This window comes from Methyloglobulus morosus KoM1 (assembly GCF_000496735.2).
Lineage (GTDB): Bacteria > Pseudomonadota > Gammaproteobacteria > Methylococcales > Methylomonadaceae > Methyloglobulus > Methyloglobulus morosus.
On the sequence record NZ_AYLO01000034.1, the window covers coordinates 40,390 to 59,864 of the forward strand.

17 protein-coding genes are annotated in these 19,475 nt (G+C 46.5%); 2 read left to right on the top strand and 15 right to left on the bottom strand.

Going from position 1 to position 19,475, the window contains the following annotated elements:
- Positions 1-13: 13 nt before the first annotated feature.
- Positions 14-1,966: a diguanylate cyclase domain-containing protein gene (locus tag MGMO_RS04670; protein WP_235557231.1), complete on the top strand. Its 1,953-nt coding sequence runs from the start codon at positions 14-16 to the stop codon at positions 1,964-1,966.
- A gap of 86 nt (positions 1,967-2,052) precedes the next feature.
- Positions 2,053-3,048, top strand: coding sequence for a terpene synthase family protein (locus tag MGMO_RS04675; protein ID WP_023493884.1), 996 nt, complete (start codon positions 2,053-2,055; stop codon positions 3,046-3,048).
- Positions 3,049-3,113: 65 nt separating this feature from the next.
- On the opposite strand, the gene MGMO_RS04680 is transcribed toward MGMO_RS04675, so the two are convergent.
- The 15 genes from MGMO_RS04680 to dusA form a co-directional block, all read right to left on the bottom strand.
- Positions 3,114-3,299: an FAD assembly factor SdhE gene (locus MGMO_RS04680; RefSeq protein WP_023493885.1), complete on the bottom strand. Its 186-nt coding sequence runs from the start codon at positions 3,297-3,299 to the stop codon at positions 3,114-3,116.
- A 12-nt stretch (positions 3,300-3,311) separates the two neighbouring features.
- Positions 3,312-4,091 (bottom strand): succinate dehydrogenase iron-sulfur subunit, encoded by a 780-nt coding sequence (locus MGMO_RS04685; RefSeq protein WP_023493886.1) that lies wholly within the window; start codon positions 4,089-4,091, stop codon positions 3,312-3,314.
- Entirely contained in the window at positions 4,091-5,875 is a 1,785-nt protein-coding gene (sdhA, locus tag MGMO_RS04690; RefSeq protein ID WP_023493887.1) for a succinate dehydrogenase flavoprotein subunit, read from the bottom strand. Before sdhA ends, MGMO_RS04685 begins: the two co-directional genes overlap by 1 nt.
- A gap of 25 nt (positions 5,876-5,900) precedes the next feature.
- Positions 5,901-6,263, bottom strand: a complete 363-nt coding sequence (sdhD, locus tag MGMO_RS04695) for a succinate dehydrogenase, hydrophobic membrane anchor protein (protein ID WP_023493888.1) — start codon at positions 6,261-6,263, stop codon at positions 5,901-5,903.
- An 8-nt stretch (positions 6,264-6,271) separates the two neighbouring features.
- A complete protein-coding gene (gene sdhC, locus MGMO_RS04700; protein ID WP_023493889.1) occupies positions 6,272-6,649 on the bottom strand; it encodes a succinate dehydrogenase, cytochrome b556 subunit in 378 nt (125 codons plus the stop codon).
- A gap of 488 nt (positions 6,650-7,137) precedes the next feature.
- Entirely contained in the window at positions 7,138-8,928 is a 1,791-nt protein-coding gene (locus tag MGMO_RS04705) for a hydrogenase maturation protein (protein ID WP_023493890.1), read from the bottom strand.
- 326 nt (positions 8,929-9,254) lie between these two features.
- On the bottom strand, positions 9,255-10,280 hold the full coding sequence (locus MGMO_RS04710) for a GlxA family transcriptional regulator (protein WP_023493891.1): 1,026 nt from the start codon (positions 10,278-10,280) through the stop codon (positions 9,255-9,257).
- Positions 10,281-10,395: 115 nt separating this feature from the next.
- Entirely contained in the window at positions 10,396-11,406 is a 1,011-nt protein-coding gene (locus MGMO_RS04715; RefSeq protein WP_023493892.1) for a pyridoxamine 5'-phosphate oxidase family protein, read from the bottom strand.
- A 44-nt stretch (positions 11,407-11,450) separates the two neighbouring features.
- Positions 11,451-12,872 (bottom strand): hybrid-cluster NAD(P)-dependent oxidoreductase, encoded by a 1,422-nt coding sequence (locus MGMO_RS04720; RefSeq protein WP_023493893.1) that lies wholly within the window; start codon positions 12,870-12,872, stop codon positions 11,451-11,453.
- A 537-nt stretch (positions 12,873-13,409) separates the two neighbouring features.
- Positions 13,410-14,051, bottom strand: a complete 642-nt coding sequence (locus MGMO_RS04725) for a lytic transglycosylase domain-containing protein (RefSeq protein WP_023493894.1) — start codon at positions 14,049-14,051, stop codon at positions 13,410-13,412.
- A gap of 10 nt (positions 14,052-14,061) precedes the next feature.
- Positions 14,062-15,261, bottom strand: coding sequence for a formate-dependent phosphoribosylglycinamide formyltransferase (purT, locus tag MGMO_RS04730; protein WP_023493895.1), 1,200 nt, complete (start codon positions 15,259-15,261; stop codon positions 14,062-14,064).
- The gene (locus tag MGMO_RS04735; RefSeq protein WP_023493896.1) at positions 15,258-16,847 is read right to left on the bottom strand and encodes a MutS-related protein; all 1,590 of its coding nucleotides are present in this window, start codon (positions 16,845-16,847) and stop codon (positions 15,258-15,260) included. The genes purT and MGMO_RS04735 overlap by 4 nt, the downstream gene beginning before the upstream one ends.
- 52 nt (positions 16,848-16,899) lie before the next feature.
- The gene (gene hemH / locus MGMO_RS04740) at positions 16,900-17,868 is read right to left on the bottom strand and encodes a ferrochelatase (protein WP_023493897.1); all 969 of its coding nucleotides are present in this window, start codon (positions 17,866-17,868) and stop codon (positions 16,900-16,902) included.
- Positions 17,869-17,878: 10 nt separating this feature from the next.
- Positions 17,879-18,421, bottom strand: a complete 543-nt coding sequence (gene folE, locus MGMO_RS04745) for a GTP cyclohydrolase I FolE (RefSeq protein ID WP_023493898.1) — start codon at positions 18,419-18,421, stop codon at positions 17,879-17,881.
- A gap of 39 nt (positions 18,422-18,460) precedes the next feature.
- Positions 18,461-19,399 (bottom strand): tRNA dihydrouridine(20/20a) synthase DusA, encoded by a 939-nt coding sequence (gene dusA, locus MGMO_RS04750; RefSeq protein WP_036306891.1) that lies wholly within the window; start codon positions 19,397-19,399, stop codon positions 18,461-18,463.
- Positions 19,400-19,475: the final 76 nt, after the last annotated feature.

A 19,475-nucleotide genomic window follows, 5' to 3' on the forward strand; every position in this document is an offset into this window, starting at 1 on the left:
ACTGCTGCTTGTCATGAGCACAGCCTTTAGCAGCTTAAATTACTGGTATCTTAATGGACAGTACAAAATCCAGCTGGCGGCGAATCAGGCTGCTTGGCGGACGGACTTCAAAGGCCTTATCGAACATTCGGTCGACCGTTTGCAGCGTCTCAGTATCGTGATCGTGTCTCTGGGTAAATTGACCGAGCAACTTAATAATGGCGGTGCAGCCATCATAACGGCAGAATTGGAGAAACAGTTCACCAGTGTGAGTTATGAACTGGATGTCGGAAGGATCATGATTTTCGATAGGCAAGGAAACACGCAATGGAATTGGTCGTCGGGCAACAACAAGCCGGTTTCTGTACAACCCATGATAGACACTTACAAACGCGCACAGGTCTCTGAGCAACCAGAAACGGTGCTGGACTGTCAAGCCCAATGCGCACTGATTACCGTGATGCCCTTGTTAAAAGGCGGTAAAGATGCTGGGCATATCGGACTGAGCCAGAGAATTACCGATCTTGTGTTAGAGTTTTCGACGGCGACAGGCATCGATATCGGTATCTTGATTCCTACAGGGACCGTGGACGAAAAGATGATTCCGCGGTGGCATTTGTACACAGCGGCACTGACTCATGCAATAACGCTTAAACCTTTAATATCACACCTGTCCGAACGGTATGCCTCGCCTATGGATATCCCTAGTGACCTAGGGCAGCCTTGGAATGGCCAGTTTTACGCCGTCAATACCCTGCCTCTGAAGGATATTATCAAGGGTTCAAACGGCTACCTGGTTTTTATATCCAATGTTAGTGGGATGACTGCCATATTAAAACAGTCCAACCGAAACAGTATCCTGTTGATGGTGGTGTCTTTGTTTCTTGCGGAAGTTCTTTTGTTCCTGTTATTGCGGCGGCCATTACATCGACTTGGGCACTTGGCCAGGACCTTACCGATGGTTGCGCGGGGCGGTTATCACGACGCTTATGCACAGCTTGATGTGCAGGGGCGTTTATCGGGCACTCGCGATGAAATCGACATTCTTTACGAGTCATCTTTAAATTTGGCTCATCAGATCGAGGAAAGCCAACTTGCGTTGGCATCCGATAGGGATTTTATTCAAGGTCTTTTGGATAGTGCGCAAGTCATGATACTGACGCAAACCCATACCGGTAAAATTCATACAGCAAATCGATATATGTCGCAGTTATTAGGGCGGTCATCAGAAAATCTAAAAGGGGAACTATTCGTCGACCTCATGCAAAACGATGAAGGCAAGGAATATTATGAGAAAAACCGGTCCCGTCTTTTTTCGTCCGACCTGCATCGTCTCGGACATGAGGCTTCCATCATCGACGCTAAGGGCGAACTGCGTCAATTCATTTGGAACCATACTTATTTAGGCCAGACCAATGATGATGTTGCCGTATTGTCGGTTGGCCTGGATGCTACCGACCGAATTTTAGCCGAACATCGCAGCCGCTGGCTTGCGCATCATGATCCTTTAACCGGCTTGGCTAACCGGTTATGTTTTCAGGAAGACTTGGTTCGCAGTTTTGCCGATTCAGTCCGTAGCGGCATCACTAGCGCATTGATGCTGATCGATTTGGATTATTTTAAAACGGTCAATGATACCAGCGGCCATGCAGCAGGCGATGAATTGCTGAAAATTCTGGCGAATGAACTGCAAAGCCGCGCACGCGCGTCGGATTTAGTCGCCCGCCTAGGGGGTGATGAGTTTGCCGTGCTGATGCCTAATACTGGGCAAGCTGGTGCGGAGGCGTTTGCCGACTCCATCAACGAACTTTTTTCGAAGCAGGTGTTTAAGTTCGGCAATAAGGAATACCGTTTATCGGCCAGTATTGGCATAGCGCTCATGCCCCTGCATGGCAAAAATGTAGAAGAGTTGATGGTTAATGCGGATGCGGCGATGTACGCGGCGAAAAATGGCGGACGGGGACGTTATCACTTCTTTTCAGCATAACTATTGCTTAACCGAGTGCGGTGTCACCATAAAATGGTGCGTTCCGCGCAACACCGGAATTTGTTCGCTTAATTTATACAGCCAATATGGATAAGATCGAATTCCCAAAATTTTATTGCCCGTTTCCTAGCGCCGTTAACCCACATGTCGAGGCCGTCAACGACCACACTCTGGCTTGGGTTAAAAAATTCGATTTGGTGCCGGATGAAGGCCATTTCGAGCACTTGAAAAAATCAAAATTCGGATGGCTGGCAGCCCGTGCCTACCCGAATGCGCCGCTCGAAGAACTCAAAATTGTTTCTGACTGGAACACTTGGTTGTTTGTCTTCGACGACCATTGCGACGAGTCCGGCCTGGGCAGGAACCCGACCCTGCTGTCCGATATCCACGCCGATTTGCTTGATATTCTTAAGGGTCGTGCGCCTGAGCAAAACGATTCGGCTTTGGCGCATGCTTTGCATGATATCCGCTTGCGGCTACTGCATAAGGCGAGCCCCGCATGGATGTGCCGGTTCGTTTACAGCGTCATCGAGTATTTCGAGTCTTCCGTATGGGAAGCCCATAATCGCGCGGATGGCGTTATTCCCGATGCGGCAACCTATATCCTAATGCGTCCATACACCGGCGGTTTATATACGGATATTGAGCTGATCGACATCACGGAAGACATTTATATGCCGCTGCATGTCCGCAAAAACGACGTGGTGCAGCGCTTGGCGCTAATGACCAATAATGTCGTGTGCTGGTCGAACGATATTATTTCTTATGCGAAGGAATCCCGGTGTAACGATGTCCATAATCTGGTAGCTATACTGCGCCCTACGCAACCGAGCCTGCAGAAAACGGTCGATCTGGTGGCTGAACTGACCAATACGGAAATCAATGCATTTATTGAACTACAATTGCAGTTACCATCATACACACCGCAAATTGATGCGGATTTACAAAGATTCGTTGCAGTATTGCATTCGTGGATGCGCGGTAACCTGGACTGGGCCTATGATTCCGGTCGGTACGCCGCAGGGGCGGCTGACTGGAAAAAGGAAAACCTGGGCGTTTCCTTTTTTGCTGGACTTAACTGAGAGCAAGTTCTGCCTATTTGAGTAAAGGCATTTTGGTTACAACTTTAGTTAATTACCAGAAAGCCTTAAGTTAACAAATTCATTACGTTTTTCATTAGCTCGGGGTCATCGAGTTTGAGAATTTCCGAAAACCGCGCCTTTTCTTCCTCGTTAGCGACTGGATACTTAGTTTCAAGATAGTGCGTCAACAACATATCCAACTCGCGTGAGCCTCGGCGGCATTGCCATCTCAATTTAGTCTGCTTGTCCATGGAAACTGGCGCTTAATCCTTACGCGTGGCCAAGAGCTTTTTGGTCTCAGCAATGGCTTTGGCAGGGTTCAACCCCTTGGGGCAAGTATCGGTGCAGTTCATAATGGTGTGGCAACGGTACAGCTTGAAGGCATCATCAAGCTGGGCTAACCGCTCATCGGTGTTTTCGTCTCGGCTGTCGACAAGCCAGCGATAGGCTTGCAACAGAACCGCAGGACCTAAGTATTTATCGCTATTCCACCAATAGCTGGGGCAACTGGTGGAACAACAGGCACACAGCACACAATCATAAAGGCCATCCAACTTGTCGCGGTCTTCTTTACTTTGTAAGCGTTCTGTTGCTGGGGGCGTAGAATTGGACGTTAACCAGGGTTTTATTTCTGCATATTGGTCATAGAAATGACTCATATCCGGCACTAAATCTTTGACCACGTCTAAATGTGGCAAGGGGTAGATTTTGATAGTTCCTGAATACTCGCTAATCGCCTTGGTGCATGCCAGCGAGTTCTTGCCATTGATGTTCATGGCACACGAGCCGCACACGCCTTCCCGGCAAGAACGCCTGAACGTCAAGGTGCTGTCAACTTCATTTTTGATATGGATAATGGCATCTAGAATTTTGGTCCCACACAGGTCGGCATCCAGTTCGTAGGTGTCGATGCGCGGATTTTCCCCGGTGTCCGGATCCCAACGGTAAACTTCAAAACGACGAATGTTCTTTGTGCCTTCTGGCGCTTTATAGATTTTACCTTTAGCTACAACGGAATTTTTTGGTAAGGTGAATTCGGCCATCAGTAGACCCTCTCTTTTGGCATGACGACTTCGACTTCATCGGTTAAGGTATATAAATGTACGGGCCGATAGCCGATAGTCACCTTATCTTTATCTAACCAGGTCAAGGTATGTTTCATCCAATGGGCATCATCGCGCTTAGGGTAGTCTTCCCGCGCATGACCTCCCCTGCTCTCTTGGCGATTGCTGGCCGCAGAAATGGACACCATCGCTTGAGCCAACAAATTGTCCAGTTCCAGGGTTTCGACCAAATCGGTGTTCCAGGTCAATGACCTATCCATAACCTTAACATCATTCATCGATTGCATGACATCTTTCATCATCGTTATGCCTTCGTCCATCGTCTTTTGCGTTCGGAATACCGCTGCTTTGCTCTGCATAGTCTTTTGCATGTTCAAGCGGATTTGCGCGGTGGGAAGGCTGCCATTGGCATGGCGAAATTTATCGAAGCGGGTTAAGGCTTGGTCGCAGGCATCTTTTGCCAAAGGTTTATGCGGGCTTTTCGGCTTGATAATCTCGGCAGCGCGGATCGCGGCGGAGCGTCCGAACACGATCAAATCCAGCAAGGAATTCGACCCTAAGCGGTTAGCGCCGTGTACTGAAACGCAGGCAGCCTCTCCTATTGCCATCAAGCCTGGGACAACCTTATCGGGATTGTCGTCCGCCAGGGTGACCACTTCAGCCTTATAGTTAGTTGGGATACCCCCCATGTTGTAATGCACGGTCGGCAATACCGGGATAGGTTCTTTGGCGACATCCACACCGGCAAATATCCTTGCCAAGTCGGCGATGCCCGGCAGTCGTTCGTGTATGATCTCGGGCGCGAGATGCTCTACATGTAAATGTACATGATCTTTATGTTCACCTAACCCACGGCCTTCGTTAATCTCAACCTGAATGGCGCGGCTGACCACGTCCCGTGAGGCCAAATCTTTCGCAGAAGGCGCATATCTCGCCATAAATTGTTCGCCTTCCGAATTGGTCAAGTAACCGCCCTCGCCTCTCGCCCCTTCGGTAATTAAACAACCTGATCCGTAAATGCCAGTAGGGTGGAATTGGATGAATTCCATATCCTGCAAGGGCAATCCTGCCCGCAATACCATCGCGTTGCCGTCGCCCGTAACCGTATGTGCGGACGTGCAGGAAAAATAGGTACGGCCATAGCCGCCCGTTGCCAATACCGTCATGTGGGCTTTAAATAAATGTATCGAACCATCTTCCAAACACCAAGCCAACACACCACGACATTCGCCGTCCTGCATAACCAAGTCCAACACAATGTATTCAATGAAAAATAACGCGTTGTGCTTTAAGGATTGTTGGTACAAGGTATGCAATATGGCATGGCCGGTCTTATCTGCGGCTGCACACGTCCGTTGGGCTTGGCCTTTGCCGTAATGGGTAGTCATACCGCCAAAGGCACGTTGATAAATCTTGCCATCCTCACGCCTGGAAAACGGGACACCGTAATGTTCGAGTTCGATGACGGCAGGAATGGCTTCTTTGCACATGTACTCGATGGCATCCTGGTCACCCAACCAGTCCGATCCTTTAATGGTATCGTACATGTGGAAACGCCAGTCGTCTTCGCCCATATTACCGAGCGCGGCACTAATTCCGCCTTGTGCGGCAACCGTATGGCTACGGGTTGGAAAAACTTTAGTGAGGCAAGCTGTGCTTAAACCTTTTTCCGCCATTCCTAAGGTCGCACGCAAACCTGCGCCCCCTGCCCCGACCACAATCACATCGTATTCATGTTCGGTAATGTTATATGCTCCAGCCATGCGTGTTCCTAATCCTGATATGCAGTTACATGAGTCGAAAAATAAAAAACAATGCCATGACCGCCAAGAACAAGAAGCCCATGTTGACAATCTTGATTAGCAGGGCTTGAAGTTCCTGATTGGCAACATAATCTTCAATCACCACTTGTAACCCCAGCGCGGCATGGTAACAGGTAACAATTAGCCATGCCTCGATACATACCGTATTCAAAGGCGATTTCAGCCAATCCACGGTTTGCTGATAAGGTGCATTGATGCACAAGTTGAGGAAAACGATGAGACGGAAGGTTAAAGGAATCAGGATTACCGCCGTAACGCGCTGCATCAACCAATGTTTGGTTGCTGATTTTGCAGCACTACTTCCAAATATTGCTAATTTATCGATCATGGGTGTAATTAAATGAAAATCCACGTAGCTAAAGTGAGCGCAAAGGCTGCCGCCAGTTCAAGTTTGGCATACTGATTCAGTTTGTCTGGTTCGAACCCTTCACCCACATCCCAGACCAAATGCCGAAGACCGTGACACAAATGAAAGAACAGTGCGTAGATGAAACCCCAATAAACCAATTTTATCAACCAGAAATTTGCCAGGCTTTGCATGGCGGCATAACTGTCAGCGCCTTGTGAAAGCGCATAAAACAGTGCAACCACTAGTAGCAATCCTGCGGATAGCAGGACTCCTGTAATACGATGTGAAATGGAAATAAGGCCGGTGAGTGGCAATTTATAGACTTGTAGGTGCGGCGATGTAGGTCTTGAGTTTTTAGCTGTCATAATATCCCGTACAGATTTGGTATAACCACCAAAGTTTTCATCCTTTTTCCCGCATCAATGCTGCGTAGATTCGGCATACTTTATGTGAGGCTTACTGTGGATTTTGCTGTATTCAGTATACCAAATTAAACTGATTTTAGGGCAACAAACGTCAATTAGGAATGTACGTCGGAAAGGAACTAAAAACAATCAAGCAGAATGTTTCTTTTTATGAAACTATATATTGATTGAAGAGCATATTGTTAATCAATTGCAATCATATTACACTGTGCACCAAATTGCTTATTTTTCTGTTTTTACCTCCTAACTATTTACCTTAGATTAAGCAATTTCTGCTGAATGGTTATCGATTCGGTACTTATGATTTATCATTAAGGCCACCCGTTCCAGCTTCCCAGCAAACATTGAATCCTCCTGATGTGTTTGATCTCACACTCCCAGCGTTTTTTTGTGCTGGGAGTTTTTTTTCGCGTCCTTCGCTAATAAGGCTAATTAACTTGTTTGATTGAGACAGCCTTGTTGCCTGTGTTTTCTCTCATAGATAATACCTTATCATCAAGGCGGGTGGAACGCCGATGCAAGGCTAGCCGTTCCGGTGTTTCCGTTGCTGGTGTTTTGTAAACAAATTGCTTACGGGAAGGATGATACGGTGAATTCGGCTTGTAGAAATCTTCCCGCATGTGCCTTAATTCTTCTTGGCGGTAATACTTTAACGGTTTGATAAACTCATCGTGACTGCGTCTTTTTTCTTTGCTTTCGAGTATTTTGTCGTAATTATTGCTCTGCACAAGGCTTTCGACCATCATTTCTACCTTGTGGTCAAAAGCCGTAAACAGTTCAGGAATGATGAAATCAACTAAACCGATTTGTTTGGCTTCTTGCATACCTATTGGCATACAGGCCTCGGTAATGTCCAATGCCTTGTCGTAACCTACCCGTCTTGGGAGGGTATACGTCCAGTATTCGGAACCGTACAAGCCCATCAGCTTGTAGTGCATGTTGAATACCACGCCTGATCGTACGCAGACCTTATCGCAAGCCAGCGCTAATGGGACGCCCCCTGCACCCGCATTGCCGTGTACGGCGGCAACCGTTATTTTGTTGGTGGTCGTCAGTATCGCGTAGATTAGGTCGTCGATGGCATTGATGTTATGCCAGGATTCTTCAGCCGGGTTATCGGCCGCTTCGATGACATTCAGATGGACGCCATTAGACCAAGTAGAACGTCCACCCATCAGCACCAGTACTTGAGTTGGCCGATTCCGCACTTCCATCACCGCATCACGCAAACGTCTGCATTGGTCGGTACTCATCGCACCATTATGGAATTCAAAATGCAAATACCCGACTGCATTTTTTTCTTCATACCAGATTTCCCTAAAGGTATTGACGGGACTGTGGTACATGCTGATAGGGATTTCCGGCAAGGCATCACTCTTGTCGCCCAGGATTTGCACTGCTGGCAGCTTAAAATAAGCTTTTTCGCCATTAATGCCCTTGGGCTTTAGATGCGATATCCAGATTGCGCCGTCAACCGTCGCGCGACAAACAGCACCTAAGCGTTTGGCAATCAATTCCCCTGGTTGTCCGAGAAGGCCGCCTTCGCCCAACTTGTCTTCCTTAGTTGCGCCGTATAAATAGTACTCAGTGCCAAAAATATTATCCAACACCCCAGGGCAACCATCGGCGGCATTGATTTTGTCCAAAATCGTATCGGTAGTGTCCACTTTCCAATCTATCCTACGCTCGGCTTGTTGCATAGTCGGACGCAGTTGTCCACGTACGTCGGGCTTGCTGTAATCCAAAGGTTCTGGCTTAAAACTGGCATCCTGAAAGCGTTCCAAGGTTTGTAGAACAACTTTAACCGCCGCTTCGATAACCTCCACCGTGTAAATGCCGCTTTTGGTGCCAGGGCGCATCTTGAACGTCGCCATTGCCCAAATATCGCCGGCATCTATTTCCTCGGCGGCTTGTAAAGCCGTCACACCCCATTCGGCCTCCTTGTTTTGGATGGCCCAATCCAGCGAGGATGCGCCCCGGTCACCTTTGATTCCAGGGTGAACTACGATGCAAACAGTATGCCGCCAAATATTTTCTGGGATACGATGGCGCAAAAATGGGCAGATAATGATGTCGGGTTGAAACAATTGCACACCTTCTAACATGGTGTGTTCATTGATGGCAACTTCAATTGAAACAGTATGACCACGTTGCAATAGCTCAACGTGAACCCGTTGCGTCATGCCATTATAGGCTGATGATAAGAGTAAAATTTTCATGGCTAATTGCTTCCTTTTGATTTTTTATATGCGTTTTCCAAGAAACCATCTAAAGTGGATTTTTATGAAGCTACCCCTAAAGCGAATTTATCTATGATATTGTCACCTTATCCTCTTAAGAATCTCCTTATGAGTAAGTTGAATTCAGCGGCGTATATACCGCCTTACCTGTAATTCCGGTTACCTTTCGCGTTTGTTCAAATTATTTTTCGAAAATCGCGTAAGGCGTTGTCAATGCACCGAAAAACAATAGCTATGCCACCTGCCCTTCTTTACACTCCTTTACTAAATAGTCTTGGTTTTGCAATCTAACTTCAAAACTAAGTTCATCCGGCCATTTTAAATAAGGATCTATGTTCTTGCGGTGTCGTTTTCAGTAGTCGTTGAAATGTCCGCCGCATCTGTTCGGCACTACCGAAACCACACTGGACAGCAATAGCTTCCATCGGCAGGTCGGTTTGCAACATCATATTTCGGGCGGCCTCCATACGGATGCCTTCGACAAATTTTGCAGGCGTTACCCCAATTTCCTGACAAAATAACCTGGAGAAGTTGCGCGGGCTCATGGACATGCGTTCAGCCAACTGTTCGACGCCTAAGTCCCTATGCGGATTGCTGATGATCCAAGCCTGGAGCTCACGGAAATCCTTACGGGTTTTTGCCTCGTTAAAGACATAACTGCTAAACTGGGACTGGCCGCCTGGACGGCGCATAAAAATTAGCATCCCACGGGCTACATTTGCCGCCACCTCCCAACCCCAATCTTCTTCTACAAGGTTTAAGGCCAGGTCAATGCCGGCGGTTACGCCGCCCGACGAATACATATTGCCATCCCTGACAAATATTTTATCGGGTTCAACCCGTATACTTTTGTGTTGGAGGGCAAGTTGATCGCAATAAAGCCAATGGGTCGTCGCTTTTCGTCCATTCAGTAGCCCAGCTTCCGCAAGTATTAAGGCTCCGGTGCAGATAGAAACCATCCGCCTTACCTTGGGCATCATTTGGATCAACCAGTCTCGCAGCTTGGCATCCTGCGTGGCCGCATCGAGATATGCCTGATGTGTCGCTCCAGCCACCATCAACGTATCAATATCATCATTAGCATCTTCGTAGCCTCTGTCGGCAACCAGGCTAACCCCGGACGACGTTTTCACCGAGCCACTCTGTTCAGCAACAATAGACAAGGTATAGACTGACTCGGCTAGTGAAATCCTGCCCATGAGTTGCAATGCACAATTGGCAAAATTAAACACTTCCATTGGCCCAATTGCATCTATTAGTAAACAATCTGGGTACACCAACATCGCAACATGCCGATGTTGGGGATTAACCTTAGACTTAACGAGTTCCATAACCGTCTCCTGTGGGCTTGGTTGTGATTGTGCGCTTTTTATTTGCAGTTACAATGACAACAATCCGACTTTTTCGGACAAATTTTCGGGTAGTTTTGTCGGTCGTGATGACCCTTTATTTTTTCTGCTCCAAATTCGCCATGAGTTCGACGACTTCATGCTCGGGCACATCCAGGTCGACCAAGGTTTCCTTAAGGTGGACGAGCGCCAAATCCAAAAGCGTATCATTCATGCGTGGGTTACTTTGTTGCCTGTAAAATTCGCGCAAGTTTTCCGGCGGGTCATTTTCCGTATTGAAAGCGCCGAATGCAATTTTTAGGAAATGTCGTTGCTTGTCCAGCAAGGTTTGCAAGCCGATCTCATCCAAAATAGGACGCAGCCGCTGATCCAGCAATAGCCTCAAGGTGAGCGCTTCGGTAATCGCCTGGACTGCGGGTTCACCCCCAATTCTTCGGTAAAGTGGAATGTCGTCCAAAGCAAAAAAATCGCTGCGCTTTAGGCTATCATCGTCCGTACCCCAGGTGATTTCTTTTTCTGCTTTCTTGAGCAAGGGAATATGTTTGGAGCAATGGATATAAGCCTCCTCGATTTCAACCATAACCCAGCGTTCGGGGCGGTTTTTGCCTTCAGCCTTCATTTCATCCATGATACCTTTGGGCAGGTTTTTCCGGAAATCTCGTAAGTCTTCGTTTTCGACAATCTTGGCTTTGCCGTTCACGTGCAGCCCCACGGTGCTGGCAAAAAAATCGACGAAAATCATGCCGATATGAGGGTTTTCAATGATATTGCCCTGGCTCGCCAACACGCCATTGCCACGATATTCGGGATATACCAGGTAATTGTCGTTGAGAGCCCTGACGAAACCCGGCCTGCCAAAACGAAATGAACAATCGCATTCGCCATGCTTATCCGAGGTTGCTATAAACAAGACTTCCTGCCGTGCAATGAATTCTTTCATGACCGGCGATAGGAAATTTAAAACTTGTTTGTCGTAAAACCTCAATGCACGCTGGGTAGTGCCGTATTTACCTTGTAAAAAATGTTCACCTTCAGACCCTGGCAGTAAGGTAAGCGGAGCTACAGACGGGTGCATTTTTTCTGGTTTGGCTTTAAATAATCGGAACATATTAACTCGCCCTCCTTATTCTTATAAGGTCTTGAAAAGCCTTGTTAAACATCCAGTTCGAGATTGGAAGCCGGATAAGCGCAACAAGCATACGCCCAGCCTTTTTTTCTGTCGAGATCGTCGATTTCCGACTGTGCGGTCATTTCAACATTCCCTTTCAAGCACTTGATCATACACTCACTGCAATTACCAGAACGGCATTCATGGCCAATGTAAATGCCGGATTTTTCCGCAAGTTCCAGTAATGTTAACGTACCGTCGGCAGCAATCGTTTTGCCTGATTTAGCAAAGCGGACTTGATAACTTCCAGTTTGTTTTCGTATCGATTGGGTACTAAGATATTTGGGAATAACAGGTTGATTTATCATAGCGCCGGTTTCTAATACAACCGGACTATTGACAGAAAAACTTTCACAAAATATGTGTTTGTCTGGGAGTTTCAGCTTTTGCAGGCTTTGTTTGCACTCAATCATGAAGGTATCTGGTCCACATAGGTAAACCACCCTGTCAGATAAATCGGGCGCTGTGCTAGCGATCATTTCTGTTGTTATTCGCCCTGTTTTACCTGGCCAAGGGCTGTAACCAATCGGTTCTTTTGTTAAGGTAATAACGAGTTTGATGTTTTTATGGCGAGCTGCAATCAAGTTAAGCTCATCATGGTAAATGATGTCATACAAAGTACGAAACGAAAGGATTAGCAGCACATCAGCGGAAGATTCAGTATCGGCAAGCCAGCGTAACATCGACATAATCGGTACGATACCGCTGCCCGCCGCCAAAAATAGGATTTTTGGGGGGGTGTCTGTTGCGCAACTGAATTTTCCGTAAGGCCCTTTTACGGTGATGGTGTCGCCGATATTTAGCTGATCGTTAAGCCAGTTGGAAACTATGCCGCCATTCGGGTCTCTTTTTACGGTAATTTCCAGGATTTCTCGATGGGAAGGCGATGAGGCCAGGCTGTATGAACGCTTATACTCTTGTCCAGCAATCACTACAGAAAGCGTAATGTATTGTCCCGGCAAATAATCAAGAATTTGCCGGTCGGCTTTGCCCAGCCGGAAAGTCTTCGTGTCTACTGTTTCATCATAACAATTCAAAACAGTATATTGGGTACTTAAGCTTGCTCCCCTAATAAGGTTAAAGTAGTCCTCATCTTCAGTCGTTTGCAGGCTATTAATATCACTGGCTTGCCGGGGTTCAACAATTTCTTGCCTGCTTCCCAATGACGAAAGCCCATGCTCGAAAAAGTGCTGAAAATCCATGTTGCCTGAGTTTCGCCCTGGCTCAAATTTGTCCGCATCAGCGAACAAAACATCAAAGCTGGCTATTCCAGGTTTGACGTGATTATGATGATAGCGATGGGCAAAATAGGTTTTAGCTTGAGCTGCTTTTATGGTGGCATTAGATTGCCTAAACAATTTCCGCACCCATTGGTTTGGTGATTTTTTATTATCATTCTTAGTCATAGTCAATCACCCATTAATAGAGTTGCAAACTAATCAGGTATTTTCTTTCTAGAATGAAGTTTATCTATGTCCAAGCGGTTAAGATATGAAGTGATTCACATTACTTTAGCGCAATAAGTACGTTTAAATACAACTTTCTCTGTATCAGCGTAGCAACAAAATGTGCCGATTTCACCCTACTTAAGGAGGGTATTTAATGCCAATTACTAACTGCTATTTTGTGCCTTTGTTTAGCAGACACAATGACAATAATCCCACTTTTTCGGACAATAGAAGATTCCCTGGAGTGTCAATATATTGAAAACTTCCTGCGGATTTGTAACCCGGATAAGGAAAGGCACTGTACGTGACTTTACTGAGTTTTGGGGGGAATTGCTGTACAACAATCTAAAAAAACCGCGAGGATTGTAGGGCTTAGGCCATGTCACACAAAGCTCTCGACGAGTTCTATAAGGGATAAATCGAAAGCACAACAATATGGCTGAGGCAGATTCTATCCTTATAGGACAGCAGAATCTGGCGAAGAATTATGAAGAGCTATAAGGATCGGTGATATAAGGACAAAACCTGTCTAACGTAGTTTTGTGTTTCGGGATAAGGTGGAATGGAGTTATTGTATCTTATGACGGCATTTTCGCCTGCGTTGTAGGCCGCAACGGCAAGTTTCAGGTTGTAGTTGAACATGCCTAACAAATCCCTCAAATACCGCGTCCCACCGTCGACATTTTGGACGGGGTCGGTACGGTTTAGCACACCGTAGCGTCTTGCCGTATCTGGCATCAGTTGCATCAAACCGACCGCTCCGGCATGGGATACGGCGTTGGCATTATAGGCGGATTCAGTTTGGATGACCGCATGGACGAGTTTTTCTTCAACCCCGTGCCTGTAAGCCGCATTGGCAATTAAATTAGAGAACCTGCTTTTATTAATATTTCTTGGAGAAAATCGGTCGCTGAAACTATGGAAAAAGGTGGGATAAATATTGTTTTCCCTGAATTTGTAGTGGTTCTCGGGGGTCTTGATAATAAGTTTTGCCAGGCTATTCCTCGTGCCGCCAGAATTGTGGATACGCAAATTAGTGTAGGTGACACGACCATTGGAATCGACATACTTATAGATGTCAGCAAGCGCTAGATTTGAAGTCAATGAGATCAATAAAAAAATTGTTTTTTTTATCATTTGTTACCCGCTATTCACTATGGATACCCATTAGGGCAGCAGCCTTCGTTGCCCTATTTCTCGCCTTTTCGACTGTTTCAGCCGATGCCAAAGCCACTCCCATTCTCCTGTTAACCAATGCTTCCGGCTTTCCAAACAACCTGATTTCGCTATCAGGAACACTCAACGCTTGATTTAATCCGGTATAATAAAACTCCTTCGACTTGATATCTGAAAGAATTACAGCACTAGCTCCGTGTTTTTGCAAGCTAGGATCAATCGGCAACCCTAAAATGGCACGCACATGTAATTCAAATTCATTCTGGCGCTGCGTGACCATTGTAACCATGCCCGTGTCGTGAGGTCTGGGACTTAGTTCACAAAACCAAACATTATCGCCCTGAATAAACAGCTCAACACCAAATAAACCGACCCCACCTAACGCATCGGTTACTTTTTTTGCAATTTCCTGCGCCGTTTGCAATGCGGATTGGGTCATTGCTTGCGGTTGCCAGCTTTCGCGGTAATCGCCATTTTCTTGGACATGACCTATAGGCTCACAGAAATAGGTCTGGATTTGCCCCGTAACATCTAGCGCCCGTATCGTTAACAAGGTGATTTCAAAGTCAAAATCGACTTTGGATTCAACAATCACTTTTCCGGTGTCGACCCTACCGCTAAATCTAGCATAATTCCATGCTTCTTCAAGTTGTTCCGGCTTTTTCACCCTTGTTTGGCCTTTGCCGGAAGATGACATGGTGGGTTTAACAAAGCAAGGATAGCCGATTCCATCGTCAACCGCTTTTTTTAATTGCCCATAGTTTTCGGCAAAGGCATATTTTGAGGTCGGTATTTGTAGCGTTTCGGCAACTAACGTGCGAATGCCTTCGCGGTTCATGGTCAATTGGATTGCCCTGGCATTAGGTATGACACGACACAGGCCATTAGCCTCAATCTCAGCGAGCACATTGGTTGCAATCGCCTCGATTTCAGGGATGATAATATCGGGCATCTCCAAGTCTATGATTTTTCTTAATTCTTCCGCATCAGTCATCGTAATGACATGACAGCGATGGGCAATTTGTTGGGCGGGCGCATTCGGGTAACGGTCTACCGCGATGACTTCCACCCCGTAGCGTTGTAAGCAGATGGTGATTTCCTTGCCCAGTTCACCGGAACCAAGCAACATGGCTTTAGTTGCGCTGTGGGTTAGTGCGCTGCCTAATTTCATTTGGAATTGGCCAAATAATTGTCGATGTCTTCTTTGGAAAAACCGATCTTTTTGGCAACGCGATCCGCATGACTGACCCTGGAAATGCCGGGAACCAAATGATAAGTCGGCGCATCCTTGGCAAATTCGACTTGCATGGGCACACCTGTACCCGCTTTTGCAAATTGATCGACCAACTGATGGTTATGAGTAATCAAGATCGTGCTGTTGCCTTTGCGGTAAAATCCGTTGAGGACGTTGGAGGATGCTTCCATTTTTTCCTCAAATGTCGTACCTTCGGAAAGTTCGTCTAACACAACTAAACTTTTGGCTGTCGTTGCCAAGAAGATGTCTTTGGTGCGTTTTAATTCGGTACCAAACCGCCCTTCCCCATCGTCCAAATGACTGATTTCGGGCACTTGGTAAAATATTCTGTCCGCCACTGTCAAAGTTGCCGCTTTGGCCGGAACATAGCCGCCAATTTGCGCCATAACCTGAATTTGCGTCACAGTCTTGCAGAATGCCGTCTTACCGCCGCTGTTGGGTCCGGTCAGCAACACTAGCTTGTCGTCGTCCAAAACAAAATCATTGCCGACATACTTGGGATTTTCCTTTCCTAACACGGGGTTTACCGCCGAAACCAAATGAATGCGGTGGTGTTTGGCATCCTCAAATTTAGGCAATACGGTATTGTGCCCAAAATTATCGGCAAATTTCATGAACGACAACAATTCATCCAACTGTCCTAAAACATCCAACAATTCAGCAACCGGCTTAGCTTTTTTATATTCGTCCCTTAAGGGAATGATGCAGTTATCTCGGTCATATCCACCAACAATAGGAAAATACAGCAACAATAACGGACCAAAAAAAACGGCGACCGTACGCAGGGAAGGTGCGATATTGACAGGCGAAAATATTGAAATCAGCCATAGCAGTCCAAATATCAAGGCCAGCAATAAGGGCTTGAATAGTTGCGGCTTAAAAATGACCGGAACTGGAAAATAAGAATCCCCCCGTTCTTCCTTAGACGTTATCTTGCCCTCCACAAAGTAAACGGGACCTTCCATCAACGACCAATAACGGGTTTCAGTGAAAGATTTCACCTTATTGAAAAGGTCGTTCAGGTATTTTGACTTCGACTTTTCGACAGCTTGAACATTGCACACAAATTCCTGAATAAATTGGACACCGTTTTTGTATTGCCTATATCCATAGCCTTCAATTTCATTTTTTGACCGGGATTGGTTAAAAGCCCCAATAAACTCGCCAAACAATAACAGGTGCAGGTTCTTTTCAGTGGCTGCGGCATTTTCAACTAATTGCTCAATTTGTCCTTTGAGTTTTTGGTTTTTTCTGAGTTCGGAGACGGCATCCTGTTTTGCCTTGATTGCCTTAATGTCCGTCAAAGGTTGGCATAGGGAACGGTATAAGGTCGCCTGCCCAACCGTGGTTGCGGCATAGTCAGTTGCCTCAAATACCTTATCAATTTCAATGGTGTTAAATGCGGTTTGGTCAATCACACCCTCTCCCATCGGCAATGATTGGCTGGATTTTATGGTGGGCCAGGTTTCATCCTGCCAACCATGTAAGATTGTTTCTTGCATTTAACCGCCTTAAATCAATAGGAATGGCTTTAAATAAGTTAGTTATAGTCTCTCAAATCCATTTATCAAGCAAGTTTACGATAGCATCGACATGGTTTCCTGAATCATTCAGTGCAGGAATGTAACGATAATCCGTGCCTCCTGCGTCGATAAAGACTGCCTTATTCTCCATCGCCATTTCCTCCAAGGTTTCCAAACAATCGACGGCAAAGCCGGGACAGATGACATCGACCGTTTTTATGCCTTCCCCAGGTAATTTTTGTAAGGTATCGGCGCAGTAGGGCTTCAGCCATTCCGCCTTACCAAAACGGGACTGGAACACCAACAACCATTGTTTCTCATTCAAACCTAATTTTTCTGCAATCAATCTAGCGGTATCTTGGCATTGGCGATAATAAGGGTCGCCCAGCTTAGTCAGCAACTCAGGCAAACCATGGAAGGACATCAACAAGAGTTCATTTTTGCCGTGTTCAGTCCATGACGATTTTACGGTATCGGCTATTGCATCAATATAGGTGTCGTGTTGATGGTAGTCGCTGATAAATTGCAGGTTAGGAAGATGCCGCCACTGGTTGAGTTCTTTGACGACATCGTCATAAATGGATGCCGTGGTTGTCGAAGAGTATTGAGGATACAAAGGCAATACGATGATCTGGTTAACGCCTTCTTCCTTAAATAGCTTGAGCTGGCCGGCTATGGATGGTTCACCATAACGCATTGAATATTTAATGGAAATGTCATCGTCTTGTAACTTTTCAGCCAGTCTTTCAGAGAGTTGGCGGGTTAAATATATCAGTGGTGAACCTTTGTCAGTCCAGATTTTTTGATATGCTTTTGCAGATCGGGCGGGGCGGAAAGGCAATACAAACCCATGTAAAACCAGCCACCAGATTGGCCTTGGGATGTTGACGACGCGTGGATCCCATAGAAAATCTTTAAGGAACTTCCTGACAGCCGGGATCGTGGGGGCAGTTGGCGAACCCAAATTCGCCAACAAAATTCCAGTTTTCTTTGCAGCCATTCGCTGTAGATTACCGGTTAATAAGATTTAAGAATTCAGATCGTGTGCTGATTTCCTTGCGGAAAGCACCCAACATCGCGGACGTTGTCATGACCGAGTTTTGTTTTTCAACCCCCCGCATCATCATGCACAAATGTTTGGCCTCAATGACAACCGCAACGCCCCGTGCGCCGGTCGCCTGCATGATTGCATCGGCAATTTGCTTAGTCAGCCGCTCCTGGATCTGCAAACGCCGCGCATACATATCGATCACACGGGCAACCTTGGATAACCCCAATACCTTGCCTTTAGGCAAATAACCGACATGACATTTGCCGATAAAAGGGAGCAAGTGATGCTCGCACAAGGAATACAGTTCGATGTCTTTGACGATGACCATGTCCTCAGAATCAGCGGTAAAAATTGCATCATTCAGGACTTCTTCCAGCGTTTTTTCGTAACCGTTATTGAGGAATTTGAATGCCTTAGCGGCACGCTTAGGTGTGTCTACTAAACCTTCGCGGCTTAAGTCCTCGCCAATGGCCGCGATAATTTTTGAAAATTGTTCTTCCATCGTGTGTTGCTCTTATAATTTTAGTTTTAGAAGTATACCTTAATGAAAGGTAAAAGCTATGGCGTCACGCACCCTGTTGATGTCCGCATTCGCAGCCGTAGCATTCTCGCTCAAATGCCGCCGCCAAGCCCTCGCGCCCGGTTCGCCATGAAAAAGCCCGAGTACGTGGCGGGTGATGCTGTTTAAGCGCACACCGTTTCGTAATTGTTCTTCAATAATATAAGGCATCAATAACGCCATTATTTCATGGCGTGATTTAATAGGCCCTGGGGAATTAAAAATGCGCTTATCTACCTCAGCCAATAGATAGGGATTTTGGTAAGCCTCCCGTCCTATCATCACGCCATCAAGATGCTGCAACAGGTTTTCGGCTTGTTCCAAGCTGGCGATGCCGCCATTAATGATAATCTCCAGATGCGGGAAATCCGTTTTCAATCGATAAACCACATCGTATTTTAACGGCGGGACCTCCCTATTCTGCTTAGGGGACAAACCCTTCAACAACGCTTTTCTGGCGTGAACAATAAACGTCTTACAACCCGCATTAGCAACTTTATCCACAAAGTTAACTAATTCTTCGTAAGAATCCCGGTCATCGACGCCAATCCGCGATTTTACCGTCACCGGAATCGAGACCACCGCGCACATGGCAGCAATACAGTCTGCAACCAAGTCAGGTTCCAACATCAAACATGCACCAAACCGCCCGTTTTGTACACGATCACTGGGGCAACCGATATTCAGGTTCACTTCGTCATAGCCAAAGTCCTCAACCATTTTGGCGCATATTGCCAACTCACGCGGATTGCTGCCCCCCAGTTGAAACGCCAGTGGATGTTCTTCAGGGTTAAACTGCAAAAAACGTGAGTGATCACCGTGTATTAAAGCACCCGTAGTGACCATTTCCGTGTACAACAATGCATGATGTGAGATAAGGCGATGGAAATACCGACAGTGCCTATCAGTCCAATCCATCATGGGGGCAACGCATAGCCTGTGACTGGGCATAGCGCGATATTGCTGTATCTGATTGTGTTCGTTATTGAACATTTAT

Excerpts from the sequence above, each read along its gene's own strand:
- MGMO_RS04670 (WP_235557231.1), top strand. The coding sequence starts at position 14 with ATGAGCACAGCCTTTAGCAGCTTAAATTACTGGTATCTTAATGGACAG.
- MGMO_RS04675 (WP_023493884.1), top strand. The coding sequence starts at position 2,053 with ATGGATAAGATCGAATTCCCAAAATTTTATTGCCCGTTTCCTAGCGCC.
- MGMO_RS04680 (WP_023493885.1), bottom strand. The coding sequence starts at position 3,299 with ATGGACAAGCAGACTAAATTGAGATGGCAATGCCGCCGAGGCTCACGC.
- MGMO_RS04685 (WP_023493886.1), bottom strand. The coding sequence starts at position 4,091 with ATGGCCGAATTCACCTTACCAAAAAATTCCGTTGTAGCTAAAGGTAAA.
- sdhA (WP_023493887.1), bottom strand. The coding sequence starts at position 5,875 with ATGGCTGGAGCATATAACATTACCGAACATGAATACGATGTGATTGTG.
- sdhD (WP_023493888.1), bottom strand. The coding sequence starts at position 6,263 with ATGATCGATAAATTAGCAATATTTGGAAGTAGTGCTGCAAAATCAGCA.
- sdhC (WP_023493889.1), bottom strand. The coding sequence starts at position 6,649 with ATGACAGCTAAAAACTCAAGACCTACATCGCCGCACCTACAAGTCTAT.
- MGMO_RS04705 (WP_023493890.1), bottom strand. The coding sequence starts at position 8,928 with ATGAAAATTTTACTCTTATCATCAGCCTATAATGGCATGACGCAACGG.
- MGMO_RS04710 (WP_023493891.1), bottom strand. The coding sequence starts at position 10,280 with ATGGAACTCGTTAAGTCTAAGGTTAATCCCCAACATCGGCATGTTGCG.
- MGMO_RS04715 (WP_023493892.1), bottom strand. The coding sequence starts at position 11,406 with ATGTTCCGATTATTTAAAGCCAAACCAGAAAAAATGCACCCGTCTGTA.
- MGMO_RS04720 (WP_023493893.1), bottom strand. The coding sequence starts at position 12,872 with ATGACTAAGAATGATAATAAAAAATCACCAAACCAATGGGTGCGGAAA.
- MGMO_RS04725 (WP_023493894.1), bottom strand. The coding sequence starts at position 14,051 with ATGATAAAAAAAACAATTTTTTTATTGATCTCATTGACTTCAAATCTA.
- purT (WP_023493895.1), bottom strand. The coding sequence starts at position 15,261 with ATGAAATTAGGCAGCGCACTAACCCACAGCGCAACTAAAGCCATGTTG.
- MGMO_RS04735 (WP_023493896.1), bottom strand. The coding sequence starts at position 16,847 with ATGCAAGAAACAATCTTACATGGTTGGCAGGATGAAACCTGGCCCACC.
- hemH (WP_023493897.1), bottom strand. The coding sequence starts at position 17,868 with ATGGCTGCAAAGAAAACTGGAATTTTGTTGGCGAATTTGGGTTCGCCA.
- folE (WP_023493898.1), bottom strand. The coding sequence starts at position 18,421 with ATGGAAGAACAATTTTCAAAAATTATCGCGGCCATTGGCGAGGACTTA.
- dusA (WP_036306891.1), bottom strand. The coding sequence starts at position 19,399 with ATGATGGATTGGACTGATAGGCACTGTCGGTATTTCCATCGCCTTATC.